Origin of the sequence: uncultured Marinobacter sp. (genome assembly GCF_947488835.1) — a bacterium.
In the GTDB taxonomy this organism is placed as follows: domain Bacteria; phylum Pseudomonadota; class Gammaproteobacteria; order Pseudomonadales; family Oleiphilaceae; genus Marinobacter.
In genome coordinates this window covers 106,188-128,315 of sequence record NZ_CANLBK010000001.1, presented here as the reverse complement: position 1 = coordinate 128,315, position 22,128 = coordinate 106,188, and the positions used below count along the sequence as shown (strand labels likewise).

The window sequence follows — 22,128 nt, the reverse complement described above, 5'->3', positions numbered from 1 at the left end:
CTGAACCGGTTTAACCGGTTCGCAGAGCGGCCTCTTTAAGGCCGGATATTTCATCACGCAGGCGGGCGGCTGCCTCAAAGTCCAGATCTGCCGCTGCCTTGTACATCTCGTCCTCAAGGCGTGACACTTCCTTGAGCAAATCCTGTGGCGAACGACTGCCAACCCGTGCGCGATACTGCTCAGCCTCTTCTGCAGCCTTCTCCCCTGGCCGTTCGGCTTTGCGCCGGCCGCGCCCACCACCACCGGCACCTTCCATGATGTCCGCCACCTTCTTATTAAGCCCCTGAGGCGTGATACCCTGGGCCTCATTGTGCTCTTGCTGTTTGGCGCGCCGGCGATCTGTTTCATCAATGGCCCGCTGCATAGAACCGGTAATGCGATCGCCGTACAGAATGGCTTTCCCGTTGAGGTTCCTGGCGGCCCGGCCAATCGTCTGAATCAGTGCCCTTTCGGAGCGCAGGAAGCCTTCCTTATCCGCATCCAGAATGGTCACGAGCGACACTTCCGGCATATCCAGGCCTTCACGCAGCAAGTTGATGCCCACAAGCACATCAAATTCGCCCCGGCGCAGGTCCCGAATAATCTCTACACGCTCAACCGTGTCTATGTCCGAGTGCAAGTAGCGCACGCGAACATCATGCTCCATCAGGAAGTCCGTAAGATCTTCTGCCATACGTTTGGTGAGCGTTGTTACCAGAACTCGCTCTTCCACCTTCACTCGGGCACGGATTTCCGAAAGCAGATCGTCCACCTGTGTCGACGCCGGGCGCACTTCAATCACCGGATCCAACAAACCAGTGGGCCTGACAACCTGCTCTACCACCTGCCCCGCATGTTCGGCTTCGTAATTGCCGGGTGTGGCTGACACAAAGATCATCTGGGGCGCAATGCGCTCCCATTCGTCAAACCGCATGGGTCGGTTATCTAACGCAGACGGCAAGCGGAAACCATACTCCACCAGAGTTTCTTTCCGGGAGCGGTCGCCTTTGTACATGGCACCGATTTGCGGAATGGTCACGTGGGATTCATCAACAACCAGCAGCGCATTCGGCGGCAGGTAATCAAACAGTGTTGGAGGGGCTTCGCCGGGCTCCCTGCCTGAAAGGTAGCGGGAATAGTTCTCGATGCCGTTGCAATAGCCCAGCTCGTTCATCATCTCCATATCGTAGCGGGTTCGCTCTTCCAGCCGCTGGGCTTCCACAAGGCGGTTGTTGTCCCGAAGCTGCTGCAGGCGCTCGTCCAGCTCAACCTTGATTCGCTCCGCGGCGTCCAGAATCGTCTGCCGCGGTGTGACGTAGTGCGACTTGGGATAGATCGTAACCCTGGGAACCCGTCGGAGCACTTCGCCGGTAAGCGGGTCGAAATAACTGAGGTTTTCCACCTCTTCATCAAACAACTCGATGCGCACCGCTTCCTTTTCCGATTCCGCTGGAAACACATCGATAACATCACCCCGCACCCGGTAATTGGCCCGGTGGAATTCGATGTCGTTGCGGGTGTACTGCAACTCAGCCAACCTGCGCAGAATATGCCGCTGGTCTATCTTGTCACCCCTATCCAGGTGCAACATCATTTTCAGGTAGGACTTTGGATCACCCAAGCCATAGATTGCAGACACCGTTGCCACAATAATCGCATCGGGGCGCTCAAGCAGTGCTTTGGTGGCAGACAGCCGCATCTGCTCTATGTGCTCGTTAATAGAAGCGTCTTTCTCTATAAATGTATCCGATGAGGGAACGTAGGCCTCAGGCTGGTAGTAATCGTAGTAGGACACGAAGTATTCCACGGCATTGTCGGGAAAAAATTCGCGAAATTCGCCATAAAGCTGCGCAGCCAGGGTTTTGTTGTGGGCCATTACAATGGTCGGACGCTGTACCGATTCGATCACCTTGGCTACGGTAAACGTCTTGCCCGAGCCGGTAACGCCCAATAACGTCTGGCTTGCCAATCCCGAATGAATGCCGTCAATCAGGCCTTCTATGGCCTTTGGCTGGTCGCCTGCGGGCTCAAATGGCGAGTCAACAATGAAGACGCCCTCTTTACCTGAAATGCTGGAATCACTACTGGCCATAATCGGCACACAACCTCCGCTTACACAACCTAAGAACCCTAGCCAGATCTTATGGTTGCAAGACTTGGCCAGAGAGAGAAATTTATTGTTACGCCAGCTTCATGGTACCATCAACGCGATCGACGGCTGGGCGAAAATCAGCCGCCATAAGGCAAGGATTCAGACACCCCGCCGGTCATGGACCTATCAGACGCAGCTTTAAGGAGCGCAAGTTTGGACCTTCAACTTTCCAGCCGAGTACAGGCAATCAAGCCATCCCCCACTCTCGCAGTCACCAATAAAGCTGCCGAATTACGCGCAGCTGGCCAGGACATTATAGGCCTTGGTGCAGGCGAACCGGATTTCGATACCCCGGAGCACATCAAGCAGGCAGCCATTGAGGCCATCAAAAGCGGCCAGACCAAGTACACAGCTGTTGATGGTACGCCAGCCGTAAAGAAAGCAATCATTGCGAAATTCAAACGGGATAACGGCCTGGAATACGAAGCCAACCAGATACTCGTATCAAGTGGTGGCAAACAGAGCTTTTTCAACCTTGCATTGGCGACTCTGAATGCTGGCGACGAGGCCATTATCCCTGCGCCTTACTGGGTATCCTACCCGGATATGGTTCTGGTTGCTGAAGGCAAGCCGGTTATCATCGAAACCGGTGCCGAAACCCGCTTCAAGATCACTCCGGAACAACTGGAAAGCGCGATTACCGAGCGCACACGTTTGTTCGTGATCAACAGCCCTTCCAACCCCAGCGGTATGGCTTACACCATGGAAGAGCTGAAGGCGATTGCCGAGGTGCTGAAGAAGCACCCCAACATCATGATTGCCACAGATGATATGTACGAGCCGATCCTCTGGACAGGTCAGCCGTTCTGCAACATTCTCAACGCTTGCCCAGAGCTTTACGAGCGCACCTTTGTTCTCAATGGGGTATCCAAAGCTTACTCAATGACGGGCTGGCGTATCGGTTACGCTGCTGGCCCCGCGAAAATCATTGGGGCTATGAAGAAGATTCAGTCTCAAAGCACCTCTAACCCCTGCTCCATCTCTCAGGCCGCTGCTACTGCCGCTCTGGATGGGGATCAGGCTTGCGTAGGTGAAATGGTCAAGGCGTTCAAAGAACGCCACGACTGGCTGGTAGATGCTTTGAACAAGCTGCCAGGTGTTGAATGCCTGAAAGGCGACGGCACCTTCTACGTGTTCCCGAGCTTCCAGGCAGCAATTGATGCCACTCCGGGGGTCAGCAACGATGTGGAGTTCGCAGAGAAGCTGTTGAGCGAAGCCGGCGTGGCCCTGGTTCCGGGCTCTGCGTTCGGTTGCCCTGGCCATATGCGCCTGAGTTTTGCGACGAGCATGGATAATCTGGAGAAGGCCATTGAGCGTTTACAGAAGGCTTTGAGCTAAAAACTTCGGTAAGGGGTTGACGAGGCCGTGGTGTAATCTTAATATACGCGCCTCGTCACATGACGACGTTCCCCGATAGCTCAGTTGGTAGAGCAACGGACTGTTAATCCGTTTGTCGCTGGTTCGAGCCCAGCTCGGGGAGCCACTATTTAAAAACCCGCTAATTCTTTGAGTTAGCGGGTTTTTTCGTTTTACACCCTAGAGCCCCACTACCTCAGCATAAATAGCCTCAAGCGCAGCCAGAGGATCGGCCGCCTGGGTTATCGGGCGACCTATAACAAGATAGTCGGAACCGGCTTTGAGGGCATCGCTGGGCGTCATAATGCGCTGCTGGTCGCCTTTATCGGCGGTTAAGGGCCGAATGCCCGGGGTGATCAACTTGAAGCCTATGCCCTGCTCTGTTTTGAGCTTGGGGGCTTCCTGTGCGGAGCAAACTACGCCGTCCAGGCCGCAGTTTCGGGTCAGCGTCGCCAACCGGGACACCTGCACTTCGGGGGAGTCGGCTATACCGATTCCGGCGAGGTCTTCCGCACCCATGCTGGTGAGGACCGTAACTGCGATCAACAGTGGTTTATCTTTACCAAAGGTCTCCAGCCGCTCGCGGCAAGCCAGCATCATCTTCTCGCCGCCAGATGCATGCACATTCACCATCCACACGCCCAGATCCGCCGCGGCAGCCACAGCCGATGAGGCAGTGTTGGGGATATCGTGGAATTTCAGATCCAGAAACACATCAAACCCTCGATCCTGCAAGCTTTCAACCAGCTGAGGTCCGGATCGGGTAAAAAGCTCTTTGCCAACCTTCAGTCGGCACTTTTTCGGATCAAGCTTATCTGCCAGCTCCAGCGCCGGGCTTGCAGAGGGGAAGTCCAGAGCAACGATGATATTGGGGTCGTTCGAAGTTTGCACGTTGGTATGTCCTGCAGGGTTTTGATAAAGAATGTCGGTAAATATTAATATCGGAAAACAGGGAAAAGCTATTCAGCCTCAACACCCTGTATTGGGCGAACCGTTTCCCATTGTTTACAGCTTGGGCACAACCAGTGCAGCTGCTGCCCGGAGAAGCCGCAGCTTACACAGCGGTAAACCGGCCTGTTGGCAAGGATCATAAGACCGATGCGGCTAACGAGGCGCCCTTCGTCAGTGGTTATACCCTTTTCATAGCCTGCCATTTCAACAAGCCGTAACAGGCCTCTCATACTGGGGCGGGTTTCCAGCTCAAGACGCAACAACTCTATAGCCGCGGGGCGGCCTGAAACTCGCTCAACCGACTCTACCAGAGCCAATAGTAAGCTGGTACTCGGGTAGGTCTCGTATAACTTACGTAGTTTTTTGGCCAGCCTGCCAATATCTCCGTGCTCGTGCTCAAGCTTCATGAGACGGTCAATGGCTTCCGGTCCAAAATTCGGGTTCTGGTCAAATACTCTCAGTCCCTGGTTACCCGCATCCCGATAGCTGCCCTGTCGGACCAGTATCTTCATCAGAATCAATGTGGCGCGAACACAAGAGCGGTCGTAATCCAGAGCCTCTTTGGCAAGCTTCTGAGCGCCCCAGCGGTCATCCTGCACAAGGGCCTTTTCCGCCAACTCACAGGTAAGATAAGCAAGATCCTTGAACATGGCAGGATCTGCATCATTTTTGGTCAGGGCTCGGGCGACATCTGCAGCCTTGCCCCATTCCTTCTCTTGTTGATAGAGCTCGATGAGTTGCTGCGCCGCTTTTCGGCCGTACTCGCGATCCCCCATCAACTGCTGCAGTAGCGCTTCAGCGCGGTCCAACAATCCTGCATTGAGGAAATCCATTGCAAGCTCTAGCGTTACCTGGGGGGAGAACCGAGGAGGCAACTCAGGCCTTGCGAGCAAATTCTGGTGCACGAGAATGGCCCGGTCGGTTTCGCCTTTGTTGCGAAAATGTCTTCCAATGGAGAGATGGAGACTTACCGTATCTTTATTAACAGCCAGCGATTGCACAAAATTATCGACGGCCTGGTCCGAATAATTCGTAAAGAGAAACTGCAGTCGATCTTTAACGGAGTCTTCGTCGGCAATCTTTGTTCGAGTTCGGCTACGACCATTACCCAGCCGGCCGACAAACCAGCCCACGGCAACTGCAACGGTCAACAGTAGCCACTGAAAGACTATGTCCATTAAATAGCCTGATCGTTCTGAGCCTTGGATTTCTCCAATGCCTGCTCGGCGCGACCTAGTCGTTTCTGGAGAGTTCGACGGGAAACTGACGTGCGGAAAGTAGCGAGAATGGTTATTAAAATTCCAACCAATGCGCCAATAACAAAAGCCATGATAATCCAGACGGCGACGCCATGGGGCTTGGTCTCAAACACCAAAAAGTTGAGAGCCACCGCCATCTGATTATTCAGGGAGAACACAAGTGCCAGCAATACCAGGACCAGTACCAACAGAATCAAAAGGATCTTCTGTAATCCTGCCATAGCTTTAGCTCTCCCAAACGCTGTTAAGTGCCCGAATTATAGGTGTTTCGATTCAGGGATGAAAAGCCTAAAAGCCCTGTTTCAAACTGTCATTCACCTGTTCACGAAGTTCCTTGCCGGGCTTGAAGTGAGGAACATACTTTGCCGGTAACTGCACAGCCTCTCCGGTTTTCGGGTTCCGGCCTGTGCGGGCGGCTCGATGGTGAAGGGAGAAACTGCCAAATCCCCGGATCTCAATTCTTTGTCCGTTAGCAAGCGACTGGGACATATGCTCAATAATTGTTTTCACCGCCAACTCAACGTCTTTAACTGAGAGCTGCGTTTGTTTCGAGGCAATTAATTCGACCAGTTCTGACTTCGTCATGAGGCACTTCCCTCTTTTCTTATTTATTCGGCCGATGATCGCCGAATTCCCACCCCTTCAGTTTAGCTAAATCAGAAAAAAACACAAAAAAAACGGGCTCTTAGAGCCCGTTTTTTTATTACCAACCGGATATTAGTCCTTGTTGGCGTTCTGCTGCTGCATTTGTTCCTTGATGAGATCACCAATGGTGGTCGCACCGGAGGAAGTTTCTGCAGTTTTGCTGCGAACTGTATCAATCGCCTGCTTGTCGTCTTCAACGTCCTTGGACTTGACAGACAGGTTGATGATGCGGTTCTTGCGATCGATGCTGATGATCTTAGCTTCGACTTCTTCGCCTTCTTTCAGAGCGTTACGCGCATCTTCAACGCGATCACGGCTGATTTCAGAGGCTTTCAGAATCGCTTCAACTTCGTCGTTCAGAGCGATAGTAGCTTGCTTGGCGTCAATGGCGGAAACAGTGCCTTTAACGATAGAGCCCTTATCGTTCAACTGAACAAACTCAGCGAATGGATCGCTTTCGAGCTGCTTGATACCCAGGGAGATACGCTCGCGCTCGGGATCTACAGACAGGATAACGGTGTCAACATCGTCGCCCTTCTTGTATTCACGAACGGCTTCTTCGCCTGTTTCGTTCCAGCTGATGTCTGACAGGTGAACCAGACCATCGATGCCACCGTCCAGACCGATGAAGATACCGAAGTCAGTGATTGACTTGATCTTACCGGAGATGCGGTCGCCCTTGTTGAAGTTGCCGGAGAAATCTTCCCATGGGTTGGATACGCACTGCTTGATACCCAGAGAGATACGACGACGCTCTTCATCGATGTCGAGAATCATCACGCCCACTTCGTCGCCAACATTAACGACTTTGGATGGGTGGATGTTCTTGTTGGTCCAATCCATTTCAGATACGTGAACCAGACCTTCAACACCTTCTTCCAGCTCAGCAAAGCAGCCGTAATCAGTCAGGTTGGTTACACGTGCAGTAACCTTGGTACCTTCAGGGTAACGGCCTTTGATATCAACCCAGGGATCTTCACCCAGCTGCTTCAGACCCAGAGATACACGGTTACGCTCACGATCGAACTTCAGTACTTTAACGTTGATCTCGTCACCAACGTTTACGATTTCGCTCGGGTGCTTGATGCGCTTCCAAGCCATATCGGTAATGTGCAACAGGCCGTCAACACCGCCCAGATCTACGAACGCGCCGTAGTCGGTCAGGTTCTTGACGATACCCTGAATTGACAGACCTTCTGTCAGGGTTTCGAGCAGAGCTTCACGCTCGGCGCTGTTTTCAGCTTCCAGAACGGCGCGGCGAGAAACAACCACGTTGTTACGCTTCTGGTCCAGCTTGATAACTTTGAATTCGAGTTCCTTGTTCTCCAGGTGCGCGGTATCGCGGACCGGACGAACGTCTACCAGGGAGCCCGGCAGGAACGCACGAATACCAGCCAGATCAACGGTGAAACCACCCTTAACCTTGCCGTTAATAATACCTTTGACCACTTCTTCCGCTTCGAAGGACTTCTCGAGTACCTTCCAGGATTCAGCACGCTTGGCCTTTTCACGGGAAAGACGGGTTTCACCGAAACCATCTTCCACTGCATCCAGTGCTACGTCGACTACGTCGCCAATAGCTACTTCCAACTCGCCTTTTTCATTCAGGAACTGGGAGGCGGGGATAACACCTTCGGACTTCAGCCCGGCGTTAACTGTGACCCAGTCGCTATCAACATCAACTACGGTTCCCTGGACGATGGAACCTGGTTTCATGTCAATTTCTTTTAGGCTTTCTTCAAAAAGATCCGCAAAGCTCTCGCTCATTATGAGTCCTATAGGTTCAATGCAAGTATGCTCCGTGTCACCAGCAACACGGTCTGTTAATAAATTCCGGAATCAGCCAGCGGCTGGCAGATTACGCTGTTCCCGGACTTTCAACGACAAAAAGGTGTAGTCAGGTCTGACCTACTGCGGCCACACACCTGTCTAGCACCTCCTGTATACTCAAACCTGTAGAATCAATGACTTGCGCATCGTCTGCTGGCTTGAGAGGGGCTGCGGAACGGTTCATATCCCGTTCATCACGAACCCGTATCTCCTCTAAAAGGGCGTCAATACTAACATCGACACCCGCTGCCTTCAACTGGCTGAAACGCCGCTGAGCTCGCTCTTCTGCACTGGCCGTCAGGAAAATTTTGACGGGTGCGTCCGGGAACACCACGGTACCCATATCACGGCCATCAGCTACCAACCCAGGTTTTTGCTGGAAGTCACGCTGACGCTGCAAAAGCGCATCACGAACCGGCTGCATAACGGCAATCTTTGAAGCGTTGTTGCCACAAGTTTCTGTACGTATATCTGCAGTGACATCTACTCCGGCTAATATCACTTTTACCGGCTCACCTTCGGGCGTGGGTTCGAAAGCCACATCCAGAGACGCTGCCACACTTACCAACGCGGCCTCATCCTCCAGCGATACGTTTTGACGCTCTGCCGCAAGAGCCGTCAGCCGATAGAGCGCGCCGCTGTCGAGTAAGTGCCAGCCCAGCTTTTTGGCCAACATTTGAGTAATTGTGCCCTTGCCTGATCCGCCTGGGCCATCAACGGCAATAACCGGTGCGCTACCTTCCAGCATTAATGGGCTCCCTTTTCAGCGCCCGGCTCGGAAACCTCAGCGACAATATTGATACCTGTCTCCTTCGCAAGCTCTACAAAGCCCGGGAAGGATGTTGCCACAACCGCGCAGCCGTTAATTTCAATCTCTTCGGTGGCGCGCAACGAGGCCACTGCAAAAGACATAGCAATGCGATGGTCGTCATGGCTGTAAACAGAGCCGCCTTTAATGGTCTGCCCGCCCTCGATAATAATGCCATCTTCCGTAACCGTGGTTTCGACACCCAGTGTTGCAAGGCCGTCTGCCATCACCTGAATACGGTCACTTTCTTTTACCCGCAGCTCCTCAGCGCCGGTTAAAACGGTACGCCCCGTAGCGCAAGCGGCAGCAATAAATAGCACCGGGAACTCATCGATAGCCAGCGGCACTTGGTCTTCCGGGATAATAATACCTTTGAGCTCAGCGGAGCGAACGCGAAGATCGGCAACTGGCTCGCCGCCAATTTCACGCTCGGCCATGACCTCAATGTTTCCGCCCATTTGCTGCAGGATGTTGATCACACCTACCCGTGTCGGGTTCATACCCACATGGCGCAGCGTCAGGTCAGATCCCGGAGCAATACTGGCGGCAACCATAAAAAAAGCGGCCGATGATATATCTGCGGGAATATCAATAGCATTAGCCATTAGCTTACCACCACCTGTAAGGCTGGCAGTTGGGCCATCACGCTCTACTTTATAGCCAAACCCAGTCAGCATGCGCTCAGTATGGTCGCGAGTTGGCGCTGGTTCAGTAACAGAGGTGGTGCCGTCGGCATACAAGCCGGCAAGCAACAGGCAAGACTTCACCTGGGCACTGGCAACCGGCATATCGTAGTGGATACCGGTGAGCTTCTTGTTCTGGCTACCCCGGATTTTCAAAGGCGGACGACCACCCTCTGCTGTGTCGATCACTGCACCCATAGACCTAAGTGGGTCAGCAACTCGATTCATAGGCCTAACGGATAGGCTGGCGTCGCCGGTGAGCTCAGACTCAAAAGGCTGCGCGGCCAGCAGCCCGGTAAACAAGCGCATGCCAGTGCCAGAGTTGCCGAGATATATTGGCCCACGCGGCGCCTGCAAACCATGCATTCCAACACCGTGAATGCGCACAAAGCCGTTATCCGGCCCTTCAATGGCAACACCCATATCACGGAAAGCCTGCAGTGTTGCGAGACTGTCTTCTCCTTCGAGGAAACCTTTTACCTCGGTTACCCCCTCTGCCAGCGCCCCAAGCATAATCGAGCGATGAGAAATGGATTTATCGCCGGGCACCCGAATGTCACCATTAACTGAGCCGCCGGGCTGAAGACGAAACGTCACTTGATTTTCACTGTTATTTGTCACGTAAGCCTGTCCTGAAAGCATTTTTGAAAAGTGTTCGCGTGCTGCTTTGGCGCGGCCGAACACACGCAAAAGTGTGGCGCCGTCCTGATCTGCGATTGCTGTGCGCAGCTGGTCCAGATCCTGGGTAAAGTGGTCAATCACCCGGAGAACGGCATCGCGGTTTGAAAGAAAAATGTCGTGCCACATAACCGGGTCACTCGCGGCTATCCGGGTAAAATCACGGAAACCCCCTGCAGCATACCGAAAAATATCCATGTTCTGGTCTTCGCCGGCCAGTGTATCCACCAGGGAGAACGCAATCAGGTGGGGCAAGTGGCTGGTCGCCGCCAACACTTCATCATGATATGCCACCGACATGGTGAGCACTGTGGCACCGCAGGCTTCCCACAAGGCCTGGAGCTTTGCCAGATGAGGGGCGCTAACCTTATCAGGAGGGGTCAGTATCACCTTGTGGTTGCTGAACAGATCGGGGTTGGCCGCACGAATGCCACTTCGCTCCGATCCCGCAATCGGGTGTCCGGGAATAACGCGAGGCGAAAACTCTCCAAACACCGCCTCTACGTCCTTTACGAAACCGGATTTCGTACTACCCACATCCGTAAGAATGGCGTCTTCTGCAAGATGCGGGCGTACGTCTTCTAATACCTTACGGGTCGCCTGCACTGGCACAGCCAGCACAACGAGGTCAGCCCCCTGCACTGCATCTGCAGTGGTTTCCGCAACTGTATCAATCACACCCAGAGACTGGCCAAACAGGAGATCTTCTTTACTCTGATCTGCGCCAACCACTTCCCGTGCAAGATTGTTGTTGCGGATGGCGCTCGCCAACGAACCACCTATCAGGCCTAACCCAATAATGGCCACACGCTGAAATAGCGGTTCGCGCAATCGCACCTCAGGCTCCCTGCCCTGATGCCGCCAGCGCTTTTGCGAGGGCGGCGATAAATTGTTCGTTTTGTTCAGGTAAACCCACGGACACCCGAAGATGATTGGGCATGCCGTAGCCTGTTACAGGGCGCACAATAACTCCCTGACTCAACAAGGCCTGGTACACACCCATAGCTTGCGGCCCCACTTCAACGGCCACAAAGTTACCGGATGACGGAATATACCGAAGCCCCATCTGATCGAAGGCTTCTTGCAACTGTTTCAGACCAGCAGTGTTGGCGGCACGGGAGCGCTGCAAATAGTCTTTGTCGTCCAACACCGCGGTGGCGGCTGCAAGAGCGGTGGAGTTCACATTGAAAGGCTGGCGCACGCGGTTCAGGATATCGGCAATCGCCGGTGAGCTGATGCTGTAACCAACACGCAGGGCAGCAAGACCCCAGGCTTTGGAAAAGGTACGGCACACGATCAGATTGGGGAAGCGGCTCAGCAGCGCAACACCGTCCGGGTCTTTCTCTCCGGTCATGTATTCGTAGTAGGCCTCATCAAGGACTACCAGTACATCGCCCGGAATTTCGCCCAAAAATGCTTCAATCGCGTCTGAATCGTGCACGGTGCCCGTTGGGTTGTTCGGGTTAGCCACAAATACCAGACGGGTGCGCTCTGTGACTGCCGCCGCCATGGCATCCAGGTCGTGACCCCAGTCTTTGGCCGGTACAGCAACTGCTTTAGCGCCAATGGCTTGAGTAACAATCGGGTAAACGGCAAATGCATACTGGGAAAATATAATTTCGGAATCCGCGCCTGCAAAACAACGGGCAATCACTTCAAGCACGTCATTTGAGCCGTTTCCAAGCGTGATCTGATCCGAGCTAACACCAAGATAGGTAGACAGCTTCTGCTTCAGATCAAATCCATTGCCGTCGGGATACAGGCAAAGTTCCTTCAGCGCGTCTTCAGCCGCTGCAATCGCTTTATCGCTGGGGCCCAAAGGGTTTTCATTGCTGGCAAGCTTGATAATGTCAGCTGGGTGCAGCCCAAGCTCACGGGCCAGCTCACTGATCGGCTTGCCCGGCTGGTAAGGAGACAAAGCCTGAACGCCTTTTACAGCAAGGCTCTGATAATCGATGGCCATATACCTTCCTTAAAACTATCTGCTAAAGAACACCGATGGGATAGGAACCCAGGCGCTTGAGCTCGACCGCCTCTTCATCCACCTCAGCAAGCACTTTGCGAGCCTGCTCATCGTTCATATGCCCTTCAAAATCGATATAGAACACATAAGCCCATGTGCCGCTAGGCGACGGCCGGGTTTCAATACGTGTAAGGCTGATACCATGACTGTGAAACGGCTCAAGCAGCTGATACAAAGCACCCGGCTTATTTCTCATGGAGACAAGAATGGATGATTTGTCGTGTCCGCTGGCTGGCACTTCTTCACGGCCAATAATCAGGAACCGGGTGGTGTTGTCTGGTCGATCTTCGATGCTGTTCGCCAGCTTTTCCAGGCCATAGAGCTCTGCGGCCATATCCCCAGCAATCGCTGCGGTACCGGGTTCTTTAGCTGCACGGCGTGCCGCCTCGGCATTACTGGAAACGGTTACTCGCTCAATACCGTAGCGGTGGGTATCCAACCACTGGCGGCACTGGGCAAATGATTGCTGGTGGGAATAAATGCGGGTTATTTCCTGATCCCGAAACTCCGGCGACACCAAAAGATGATGGTGAATTCTAAGCTGCACTTCACCGCAAATTTTGAGCGGAGATGACATGAACATATCAAGGGTGTGGTTGATCATGCCTTCCGTGGAGTTCTCGACCGGCACAACACCATAATGAGCTGCGCCGGATTCGACCTCGCGGAACACCGCATCAATTGCCGGCAGAGGTACGCTTACGACCGAATGCCCGAAATGCTTGAGCGCAGCGGCTTGGGTGAAAGTGCCAACAGGGCCCAAAAAGGCAATGTGCATGGGCTTTTCCAGCGCCAGGCAAGCCGACATGATTTCACGAAACAGCCGTGCCATTTCCTCGTCAGGCAAAGGACCCGGGTTGGCCTCTTTGATACGGCGTAGCACCTGAGCTTCCCGTTCCGGACGATAGAAAAACACGTCCTGCCCGGGGTTTGCAGCCGTCTTTACGTGGGCTACTTCCTGAGCGCATTTTGCGCGGGCACTGATCAGCTCCATGATCTGTTGATCAAGGCTGTCTATCTCTACCCGTAATTCCCCTAAGCGAGTCTGCTCATCACTCATGATCAGCCCCGCTCCTTCGCAAATTCAGTCATGTATTGGATCAAAGCATCCACGCCAGCTTCAGGCATAGCGTTATAGATGCTGGCACGCATACCTCCCACTGAGCGGTGTCCAGCCAGGTTCAACAATCCCCGCGCATCGGCTCCCTTAAGGAAAGCGCCGTTGAGGGCATCGTCCTGAAGGGTAAAGGGAATGTTCATCCAGGAACGGAAGCGTGGATCAATAGGGTTGGCGTAAAACTCATTGGCATCGATAAAGCCGTACAGCTTTTCTGCTTTTCTGCGGTTTGTCTCGCCCATGGCTGTTACACCACCCTGAGCTTTCAACCACTTGAAGACCAGTCCGGCAAGGTACCAGGAGTATGTTGCGGGTGTGTTGTACATAGAGCCGTTATCCGCAATTACCTGATAATTCATCATGGTCGGAGTGTCCTTGCGGGCTTTGCCCAGAAGGTCTTTCCGGATGATGACAACAACCAGGCCGGAGGGGCCTATATTTTTCTGGGCACCTGCATAGATAAGACCAAACTTTGAAGCATCTACCGGGCGCGAAAGCATGGTAGAAGACATGTCTGCCACCAATGGAACACCGGCGCTATCGGGAACAAAGTCAAATTCCAGGCCACCGATGGTTTCGTTGGGCGTGTAATGCAGATAAGCCGCATCGGCACTGGTCTGCCATGATGTTTGATCTGGAATGCTGACGAAACCGCCCTCTTCCGAGCTCGCAACTACGTTCACATTGGCGTAGCGCCTGGCTTCATCAATGGCCTTTTTCGACCAGATTCCCGTGTTTACATAATCCGCAGACGTTTTTTCGCCAAGCAGGTTCAGAGGAATCGTGGAGAACTGGCTTGAAGCTCCACCTTGCATGAAGAGTACGGCGTAATCATCTGATACACCGGCCAATTCACGCAAGTCTCGCTCAGCAGTTTCGGCGATCTCAACGAACGCATCACTACGGTGGCTCATCTCCATTACGGACATGCCTGTGCCACGCCAGTCCAGCATTTCATCCCGTGCCTGTGCCAGCACACTTTCCGGCAAGGTTGCCGGACCTGCACAAAAGTTATACGCCCTGCTCATGTTCCTGTGGTCTCTCACGTCTTGCGGATTCGGTGTTCGGCAGTGCTGGCTTATTCCTCGCCAGCATCCTGTTCCGGACTGTTAGTATCGCTTTCGTTTGTTGAAGCGTCTTCGCCTTCGATATCTGTACCTTCAACGTCTACATCTGCATCTTCGATGTCTTCATCGTCGGTTTCCGCTATCCGCTCCACACCAACCAGGCGCTCGTCTTCCTGGCTCAATCTGATCAAACGCACACCTTGAGTGTTCCGGCTAAGAACCGATACTTCATCCGTGCGGGTACGAACCAGCGTGCCCTTATCGGAGATCAGCATCATCTCGTCACCCTCAAACAGCTGCAGAGCTGTAACCAGGTTGCCGTTACGATCGGAGCATTGCATGGCGATAACGCCCTGACTGCCACGACCGTAGGTTGGGAACTCTTCAAGCGCGGTGCGCTTACCGTAACCATTCTCACTGGCGGTCAAAATGACGCCGCCTTCCTGCGGAATGATCAGGGATACCACCTGGTGGCCTTCCGGCATTCTGATACCGCGCACACCGCGGGCCGTTCTGCTCAACGGTCGAACGGCTTCTTCATTAAAGCGAACCGCTTTGCCTGCTGTAGAGAACAGCATGATTTCCGCATCACCTTCAGTAATCGCAGCACCAATCAATGTATCGCCTTCGTCCAGAGACAAAGCAATCAAACCACTGCTACGCGGGCGTGAGAAGTTCGGCAGAGCCGTTTTCTTGACAACACCGGCAGACGTTGCCATCAGAACGAACTGGTTTTCAGGGTAATCACGCACCGGCAGGAACGTGGTGATACGCTCACCTTCATCCAGCGGCAGGATATTTACCATCGGCCGACCACGGGACGCACGGCTGGCACGGGGAATCTCAAACACACGCAACCAATAAACCTTGCCCCGGTTAGAGAAGCACAGAATGGTGTCGTGGGAGTTGGCAACCAGCAGCTTCTCAACGAAGTCTTCGTCTTTCATAGAGGTCGCGGCCTTACCACGGCCACCACGGCGCTGGGCCTGATAGTCTTCTACCGCTTGGGTCTTCGCATAACCGCTGTGGGAAATGGTGACAACCAGCTCTTCTTCATCAATCAGGTCGGCAATCGTAAGATCGCGCTGGGAGCTGGTAATTTCCGTACGACGCTCATCACCAAATTCTTCAACCACGGCTTCCAGCTCTTCACGGATAACCTGCATCAAACGATCAGGGTCAGCCAGAATCTCAAGCAAGCCAGCAATTTTTTCCAGGATTTCCTTGTACTCGTTCTGGAGCTTTTCAGTTTCCAGACCGGTCAGACGGTGCAGACGCATATCCAGGATAGCCTGGGTCTGTTCCGGAGACATAAAGTACAGGCCATCGCGCAGGCCATAGATTTCTGGCAGATCGTCAGGGCGGCATGCATCTTCGCCGGCACGCTCAAGCATTGCCATCACATTACCGGGCGCCCAGCCCTGGGCCATCAACTTTTCTTTGGCTTCCAAAGAACTTGGGGACGCCTTGATCAACTCGATCATTTCATCGATGTTGGCCAGTGCGACGGTCAGGCCTTCAAGAATATGGCCACGCTCGCGGGCTTTACGCAGCTCAAAGATGGTACGACGGGTCACCACTTCACGGCGGTGACGCACGAACGCATCCAGCATTTCTTTAAGATTAAGTATTCTTGGCTCGCCGTTGATCAGCGCAACCATGTTGATACCGAATACAGTTTGTAGCTGGGTGTGCTTGAACAGGTTGTTGACCACAACCTCCGGGTTTTCACCGCGGCGCAGCTCTATAAAGATTCGAATACCTTCCTTGTTGGACTCATCCCGAAGCTCGGTGATGCCTTCCAGACGCTTTTCCTTCACCAGCTCAGCGATCTTTTCGATCAGGCGAGCCTTGTTCAGCTGATACGGCAGCTCAGTGATAATGATGGCGTCGCGATTGGTTTTCTTATCGGTTTCGATTTCGTGGCGAGCGCGAATATAAATGCGGCCACGACCAGTACGATAGGCTTCAACAATTCCGGCACGACCGTTGATGATGCCTTCTGTCGGGAAATCCGGGCCTGGTATGAACTCCATCAGTTCATCGCAGGTGAGATCCGGATTATCAATCAACGCCAAACAGCCACTAACCACTTCGGTCAGGTTGTGGGGCGGTATGTTGGTCGCCATACCTACGGCAATACCGGAAGAGCCGTTTACCAACAGGTTAGGAACCCGGGTAGGCATAACCTCGGGGATACGCTCTGTGCCATCGTAGTTATCGACAAAATCTACGGTTTCTTTCTCGAGATCCGCCAGCAACGAGTGCGCAATTTTCTTCATGCGGATTTCGGTGTAACGCATGGCTGCCGCGTTGTCACCGTCGATAGAACCAAAGTTGCCCTGGCCATCTACCAGCGGGTATCGCAGAGAGAAAGGCTGGGCCATACGAACGATAGTGTCGTAAACAGCAGAGTCACCGTGCGGGTGGTATTTACCAATAACATCACCCACCACACGGGCAGACTTCTTGTAGGCCTTGTTCCAGTCGTTGTTCAGTTCGGACATAGCGAACAGAACACGACGGTGAACCGGCTTGAGGCCATCCCGCACGTCAGGAAGCGCTCGCCCGACGATTACACTCATGGCGTAATCGAGGTAAGACTGCTTCAGTTCGTCTTCAATATTGACCGGCAGGATCTCTTTGGCTAATTCACCCATCGAGAAAGGTTCCTTTGCGTTATCTGGAAGTCGTTTCAGGGCCGCTTCCCGGCCCCATAATTATTCTTCATCAAACCGCCAACTCTACCACAGTCGCACCCTGCTGGGGGCAACTGTGGTGCGTCAGCCTTAATCAAATACCACTGTCTTGTTTTCGTGGGTGATCACACGATCCTCGATATGAGAGCGCAACCCCCTTGCAAGAACGTTTTTCTCGACATCTTTACCCAGGCGCACCATGTCTTCGATGGTGTCACTGTGATTAATGCGGATAACGTCCTGCTCAATAATTGGCCCTTCATCAAGATCCTGGGTCACGTAGTGGCAGGTAGCGCCGATCAGCTTCACTCCACGGCTGTACGCCTGATGGTAAGGCCGCGCCCCGGCAAAGGAAGGCAGAAAGCTGTGATGAATGTTGATCACTTTGCCTGAGTACTTTGCACAAAGCTCGGCGGGCAAAATCTGCATATAGCGCGCAAGCACCACCACATCGGCTTCGTAGCCCTCGAAAAGCTCGTCGATCTGGGCAAACGCCTCTTCACGATTGGCCTTGCTCACCGGAATATGGTGGTATGGGATACCGTGCCACTCCACCATACTGCGCAAGTCATCGTGATTGGAAATAACCGCGACAATATCAGCGTTGATTTCGTTGCTGTGCCAGCGGTACAGGAGATCGGCCACGCAGTGGGACTCCTTGCTGCACATCAGGACCACTTTCTTTGGCTGGGCAGAATCGGCGATATGCCAATTCATATTGAATTCCCGGGCAATCGGCGCAAATGCAGCACGGAATTGCTCAAGACCAAACGGGATAGACTCAGCTTTGATCTCGTGACGCATGAAAAACCAACCACTATGAGTATCGGAGTGATGGCTTGCTTCGGTTATCCAACCATTATAAGTAGATAGAAAATTACTCACCTTGGCGACAATTCCAACCCCGTCGGGGCAGGAAATCACAAGACGGTAGGTATGCTCCATGAAAGCCTTTCCTTAACTGACAAACGGGAAAGCAGATGCGTCGAAAACTCTTGCCGGAAACGGCAGTCCGAACAGGAACCTGAATAGAAACCAGGGTTAGTCGGTACGCACCCTATAAAATGACGGGCTATTATAGCCTATCTGAACATCAGAAACGAGGAATCGAGACATGGACAGAGGCCCGCACCAGCAAATCCGAAAAGCCCAACTCACTGCACCCTCAGGCAGGCTACGCGCACTCGCCCTGATGGCGAGCATCACAGTCTACCTTGCAACTCTGGCAACTCCGGTTTTCAGCCAGGCCATTCTGGAGGGTGAACGCTTTTATCCCGCCAGCGCCACTAACGGCATGGTGGCAACCAGTCATACCCTGGCCACAGAGGTAGCACTGGAAGTGCTGAAAAACGGTGGCAATGCAGTGGATGCCGCTGTAACCGCCGGATTCGCACTTGCCGTCACCCAACCAAGGTCCGGAAACATCGGCGGCGGCGGCTTTATGCTGATCTCCAAAGGCGACGGCTCTGAACCGGAAGCCATAGATTATCGGGAAAAAGCACCCTCCGGCGCGACTGAAACCATGTATCAGGATGAATCCGGAGAAGTGGTCAAGGATCGCAGCCGGTTTACCCATCTGGCCGCGGGCGTCCCAGGCACCGTTGCTGGCTTTGCTTTGGCACTGGAGCGTCACGGCACTATCTCCTTGAAACAGGCATTGGCCCCGGCCATCAAACTTGCCCGTGACGGTTTTATTGTTCCGCAGCGATTCAGCGAAGGCCTTGAGCAAGCCCGCGAACGACTTCAGCGTTGGCCCGCAACCCAGGCAACCTTTTACAAAGAAGACGGTTCTGCCTGGCAAGCCGGCGAGCGTTTTCGCCAGCCGGAACTGGCAGACACCCTGCAGCGCATTGCAGACGCGGGCGTTAAAGGTTTTTACGAAGGTGAAACTGCAAAGTTGATTGTTGAAGAGATGGAAAGGCACGGGGGCCTCATCACCCGACAGGATCTTGAAAACTATCAGCCAGCTGTACGCACCCCTGTGCATGGGAATTATCGGGGCTACGATATCTTTTCCATGTCACCACCCTCTTCTGGCGGCGCTCACATCGTACAGATACTGAACATTCTTGAAGGCTTTCCTATCCCGGATCTGGGACACAACTCAGCAGATACCATTCACTATATGGCCGAAGCCATGAAGCTTGCCTATGCCGACCGCTCCGAGTATTTGGGCGATACGGATTATGTAGACGTACCGCTGAAAGGGCTGACCAGCAAAGCTTACGCAGAAGAGCTAAGGCAAGGCATCAAACCAGACAAGGCACGCCCTGCCCAAGACGTTCGCTACGGCCAGCCAGCCAGCTACGAAAGCCCTGAAACCACGCATTTTTCGGTTGTCGACAAGTGGGGCAATGCGGTATCGAACACCTACACCATTAACTTCAGTTATGGCTCAGGCATTACTGTTCAAGGTGCCGGCTTTTTGCTTAATAATGAAATGGACGACTTCAGCGCCAAGCCGGGCGTGCCCAATGCCTACGGCCTGATTGGCGGCGCAGCGAACAAAGTGGAGCCTGGTAAGCGCATGCTCAGCTCCATGTCGCCCACCATCGTTCGCAAAGGCGACCGGAACTTTCTGGTCACCGGCAGCCCTGGCGGTTCCCGAATTATCACGACGACCCTGCAGGTGCTCATGAACGTGATTGACCACGGCATGAATATACAAACCGCCGTCAATGCACCACGCATCCATCACCAGTGGTTGCCGGATGAAATTCGCATCGAACAAGGTATCAGCAAAGACACAATACGCCTGCTGGAAAGCCGGGGCCACAAGGTGGTCACCAACTCAGCCATGGGGGCCATTCAGAGTATTATGATTGGAGAAGATGGCACGCTGTACGGCGGCGCAGATCCGAGACGCAGCACGTCTTCGGCCATGGGTTACTGATGTTTTGCGCACCGAACAAACGACTAGTGAATATGAACACTGGAGGCTTTTATGTTTCTGTCTGTACAACTTAGCTGCTACCCACTTACCGACGACTACAAGCAGCCTATCTGGGACCTGATTGCCCGGCTGGAAGAAACCGGCCTGCAAGTTGTCGCTGGGCGCATGAGTACTGAGATTTTTGGTGAGTATGACGAAGTTATGAAGGTACTTTCCGATACCATGAAATGGTCATTTGAGACGTATGGAAAGTCCGTTTTTGTGGCAAAAATTATGGAGGGGGACCGGAGGCCGAAATAGTTCAGCCCCCTGCGACCAACATATCGCTGAACAACGCGAGGCAAAAACCGAGTACTGCACCAAGCGGTGGCCCCCAGTGCCTGTCCAATCGGGACTGGGGCGCTATATCCTGGAAGATCAGGTATAGAATCCCACCGGACGCCACCAGCATGATGGCTCCCAGAACCACGGGCTGTTCAGAAAGGAAGAAGTACCCAAGAAGTCCTGCGGCCGGCCCGGCCATTGCCAGGCTGGACATGCCAGCCAGAGTTTTCTTCGGTGTGTAGCCCGGCTTATCCAGAAACTCCCGGTAGGCATTAAAGCCTTCAGGCAGGTTTTGCATGGCAATCAGTACAGCCATCAAGGGTGCCAGGCCTGGGTTCACTATAATCAGCCCACCCAGAGCGGCGGCTTCCGGCACAAAGTCCAGCATCACACCCATCAACTGGGGCGATTCCCGGTGATGTACCCCAAGCATCCGTTCGATCCAGAAAAACAGCAGGCCGCCGGCAATGATGGCGGGGATAGCCCAGAAGGAGTCGCCAATGCTCGACTGCCCCTCCGGGATTAACACAATGGTTACCGCGCCAAGCAGAATACCCCCGCCCAGCGCGATCAGGAAGTGCCGAAACTCCTGTTCCAGCCACTTGGGACCAATGCGCTCAACGCTTGCCAGTAATCCGCCAAGAGGAATACAGATACCGGCAAGTGCCGTTAAGCCAACAATGTAAGCAATGTCAGAAATCATCAAACTGCCTGGCTTAATTAACGCTTCAGGAATTAAGAGCCCTCAGCCCTCAGAGCTTTCAGAACTCTCACCAATCTTGTCCTGGGTTTTGTACTCAAAGTCACTGGCGTCATGGCGCTCGTGCAACTGGGTTTCTGGTTCACCCCAGGCGCGGTTGACCATTCGCCCGCGCTGCACGGCCGGCCGTTTTTTAAGCTCCAGAGCCCAGCGCATCACATTGGTGTAGGTGTGTGCCTCAAGAAACTCTGCGGCATCGTACACAGCGTTAGTTACCAGTGCGCCATACCAAGGCCAGATGGCCATATCGGCAATGGTGTATTCGTCACCCGCAACATAGCGATTATTGGCCAACTGGCGATCCAGCACATCCAGCTGCCGCTTCACTTCCATGGTGTAGCGGTTAATAGGGTATTCGTACTTCTCTGGCGCATAAGCATAGAAGTGTCCGAAACCACCACCCACAAACGCGGCACTGCCCATTTGCCAGAACAGCCAGTTAAGTGTCTCGGTACGAGCAGTGATATCCGACGGCAGAAACTTATCAAACTTCTCAGCCAGATAAAGCAGTATGGAACCAGACTCAAACACCCGAACAGCAGGGTCCTGCGAGTGATCCATCAACGCGGGAATCTTGGAGTTGGGGTTCACATCCACAAACCCGCTACCGAACTGCTCACCTTCATTAATGCGAACCAACCAGGCATCGTATTCCGCCTCGCTGATGCCCAGCTCCAGCAGCTCTTCCAGCATTATTGTGACTTTTACACCGTTTGGTGTCGCCAGTGAATAGAGCTGAAAAGGATGCTTGCCAATCGGCAGATCCTTCTCGTGAGTAGAGCCTGCAATAGGGCGGTTAATATTTGCAAATGCACCACCGCTGGCAGATTCCCACTTCCAGACTTTGGGGGGAACATAACCGGGATCGCTCATTGTATCGGACTCCTTAAATGCTGTTTGTTTA

The 22,128-nt window shown here is 53.5% G+C and carries 18 protein-coding genes and 1 tRNA gene; 4 read left to right on the top strand and 15 right to left on the bottom strand.

Annotation, left to right across the window (positions count from 1 at the left end):
* Positions 1 to 10 precede the first annotated feature (10 nt).
* Entirely contained in the window at positions 11 to 2,071 is a 2,061-nt protein-coding gene (gene uvrB / locus Q0824_RS00575; RefSeq protein WP_298446838.1) for an excinuclease ABC subunit UvrB, read from the bottom strand.
* Positions 2,072 to 2,284: 213 nt separating this feature from the next.
* Between uvrB and Q0824_RS00570 the strand changes: the two genes are divergently transcribed.
* Both Q0824_RS00570 and Q0824_RS00565 read left to right on the top strand, forming a co-directional pair.
* Positions 2,285 to 3,469, top strand: coding sequence for a pyridoxal phosphate-dependent aminotransferase (locus Q0824_RS00570; RefSeq protein WP_298446837.1), 1,185 nt, complete (start codon positions 2,285 to 2,287; stop codon positions 3,467 to 3,469).
* Positions 3,470 to 3,538: 69 nt separating this feature from the next.
* Positions 3,539 to 3,614: transfer RNA gene (locus Q0824_RS00565), tRNA-Asn, on the top strand.
* A 53-nt stretch (positions 3,615 to 3,667) separates the two neighbouring features.
* Here Q0824_RS00565 and pyrF read toward each other — a convergent pair.
* The 12 genes from pyrF to purU form a co-directional block, all read right to left on the bottom strand.
* Positions 3,668 to 4,378 (bottom strand): orotidine-5'-phosphate decarboxylase, encoded by a 711-nt coding sequence (pyrF, locus tag Q0824_RS00560; protein ID WP_298446836.1) that lies wholly within the window; start codon positions 4,376 to 4,378, stop codon positions 3,668 to 3,670.
* 68 nt (positions 4,379 to 4,446) lie between these two features.
* The gene (lapB, locus tag Q0824_RS00555; RefSeq protein WP_298446835.1) at positions 4,447 to 5,616 is read right to left on the bottom strand and encodes a lipopolysaccharide assembly protein LapB; all 1,170 of its coding nucleotides are present in this window, start codon (positions 5,614 to 5,616) and stop codon (positions 4,447 to 4,449) included.
* Entirely contained in the window at positions 5,616 to 5,918 is a 303-nt protein-coding gene (locus tag Q0824_RS00550; protein ID WP_298446834.1) for a LapA family protein, read from the bottom strand. The genes lapB and Q0824_RS00550 overlap by 1 nt, the downstream gene beginning before the upstream one ends.
* 67 nt (positions 5,919 to 5,985) lie before the next feature.
* Positions 5,986 to 6,282: an integration host factor subunit beta gene (locus Q0824_RS00545; RefSeq protein WP_100640373.1), complete on the bottom strand. Its 297-nt coding sequence runs from the start codon at positions 6,280 to 6,282 to the stop codon at positions 5,986 to 5,988.
* 132 nt (positions 6,283 to 6,414) lie between these two features.
* Positions 6,415 to 8,109 carry a 30S ribosomal protein S1 gene (gene rpsA / locus Q0824_RS00540; RefSeq protein ID WP_200204364.1) on the bottom strand — a complete coding sequence of 565 codons (1,695 nt, stop codon included), beginning with the start codon at positions 8,107 to 8,109 and terminating at the stop codon, positions 6,415 to 6,417.
* 130 nt (positions 8,110 to 8,239) lie between these two features.
* Positions 8,240 to 8,917, bottom strand: a complete 678-nt coding sequence (cmk, locus tag Q0824_RS00535; protein ID WP_298449463.1) for a (d)CMP kinase — start codon at positions 8,915 to 8,917, stop codon at positions 8,240 to 8,242.
* A 2-nt stretch (positions 8,918 to 8,919) separates the two neighbouring features.
* Positions 8,920 to 11,178: a bifunctional prephenate dehydrogenase/3-phosphoshikimate 1-carboxyvinyltransferase gene (locus Q0824_RS00530; RefSeq protein ID WP_298446833.1), complete on the bottom strand. Its 2,259-nt coding sequence runs from the start codon at positions 11,176 to 11,178 to the stop codon at positions 8,920 to 8,922.
* 1 nt (position 11,179) lies between these two features.
* Positions 11,180 to 12,304, bottom strand: a complete 1,125-nt coding sequence (gene hisC, locus Q0824_RS00525) for a histidinol-phosphate transaminase (RefSeq protein WP_298446832.1) — start codon at positions 12,302 to 12,304, stop codon at positions 11,180 to 11,182.
* 22 nt (positions 12,305 to 12,326) lie between these two features.
* Positions 12,327 to 13,424 (bottom strand): prephenate dehydratase, encoded by a 1,098-nt coding sequence (pheA, locus tag Q0824_RS00520; protein ID WP_298446831.1) that lies wholly within the window; start codon positions 13,422 to 13,424, stop codon positions 12,327 to 12,329.
* Positions 13,425 to 13,426: 2 nt separating this feature from the next.
* Entirely contained in the window at positions 13,427 to 14,509 is a 1,083-nt protein-coding gene (serC, locus tag Q0824_RS00515) for a 3-phosphoserine/phosphohydroxythreonine transaminase (RefSeq protein WP_298446830.1), read from the bottom strand.
* Positions 14,510 to 14,559: 50 nt separating this feature from the next.
* Positions 14,560 to 17,208 carry a DNA gyrase subunit A gene (gene gyrA / locus Q0824_RS00510; protein WP_298446829.1) on the bottom strand — a complete coding sequence of 883 codons (2,649 nt, stop codon included), beginning with the start codon at positions 17,206 to 17,208 and terminating at the stop codon, positions 14,560 to 14,562.
* Positions 17,209 to 17,337: 129 nt separating this feature from the next.
* Entirely contained in the window at positions 17,338 to 18,192 is an 855-nt protein-coding gene (purU, locus tag Q0824_RS00505; RefSeq protein WP_298446828.1) for a formyltetrahydrofolate deformylase, read from the bottom strand.
* 169 nt (positions 18,193 to 18,361) lie between these two features.
* Between purU and ggt the strand changes: the two genes are divergently transcribed.
* Both ggt and Q0824_RS00495 read left to right on the top strand, forming a co-directional pair.
* The gene (gene ggt, locus Q0824_RS00500) at positions 18,362 to 20,140 is read left to right on the top strand and encodes a gamma-glutamyltransferase (RefSeq protein WP_298446827.1); all 1,779 of its coding nucleotides are present in this window, start codon (positions 18,362 to 18,364) and stop codon (positions 20,138 to 20,140) included.
* A 51-nt stretch (positions 20,141 to 20,191) separates the two neighbouring features.
* Positions 20,192 to 20,440 (top strand): YkoF family thiamine/hydroxymethylpyrimidine-binding protein, encoded by a 249-nt coding sequence (locus Q0824_RS00495; RefSeq protein ID WP_298446826.1) that lies wholly within the window; start codon positions 20,192 to 20,194, stop codon positions 20,438 to 20,440.
* Between the two features lies 1 nt (position 20,441).
* On the opposite strand, the gene Q0824_RS00490 is transcribed toward Q0824_RS00495, so the two are convergent.
* Positions 20,442 to 21,167 carry a divalent cation transporter gene (locus tag Q0824_RS00490; protein ID WP_298446825.1) on the bottom strand — a complete coding sequence of 242 codons (726 nt, stop codon included), beginning with the start codon at positions 21,165 to 21,167 and terminating at the stop codon, positions 20,442 to 20,444.
* 42 nt (positions 21,168 to 21,209) lie between these two features.
* Positions 21,210 to 22,097 (bottom strand): glutathione-dependent disulfide-bond oxidoreductase, encoded by an 888-nt coding sequence (gene yghU / locus Q0824_RS00485; protein ID WP_298446824.1) that lies wholly within the window; start codon positions 22,095 to 22,097, stop codon positions 21,210 to 21,212.
* Positions 22,098 to 22,128 lie beyond the last annotated feature (31 nt).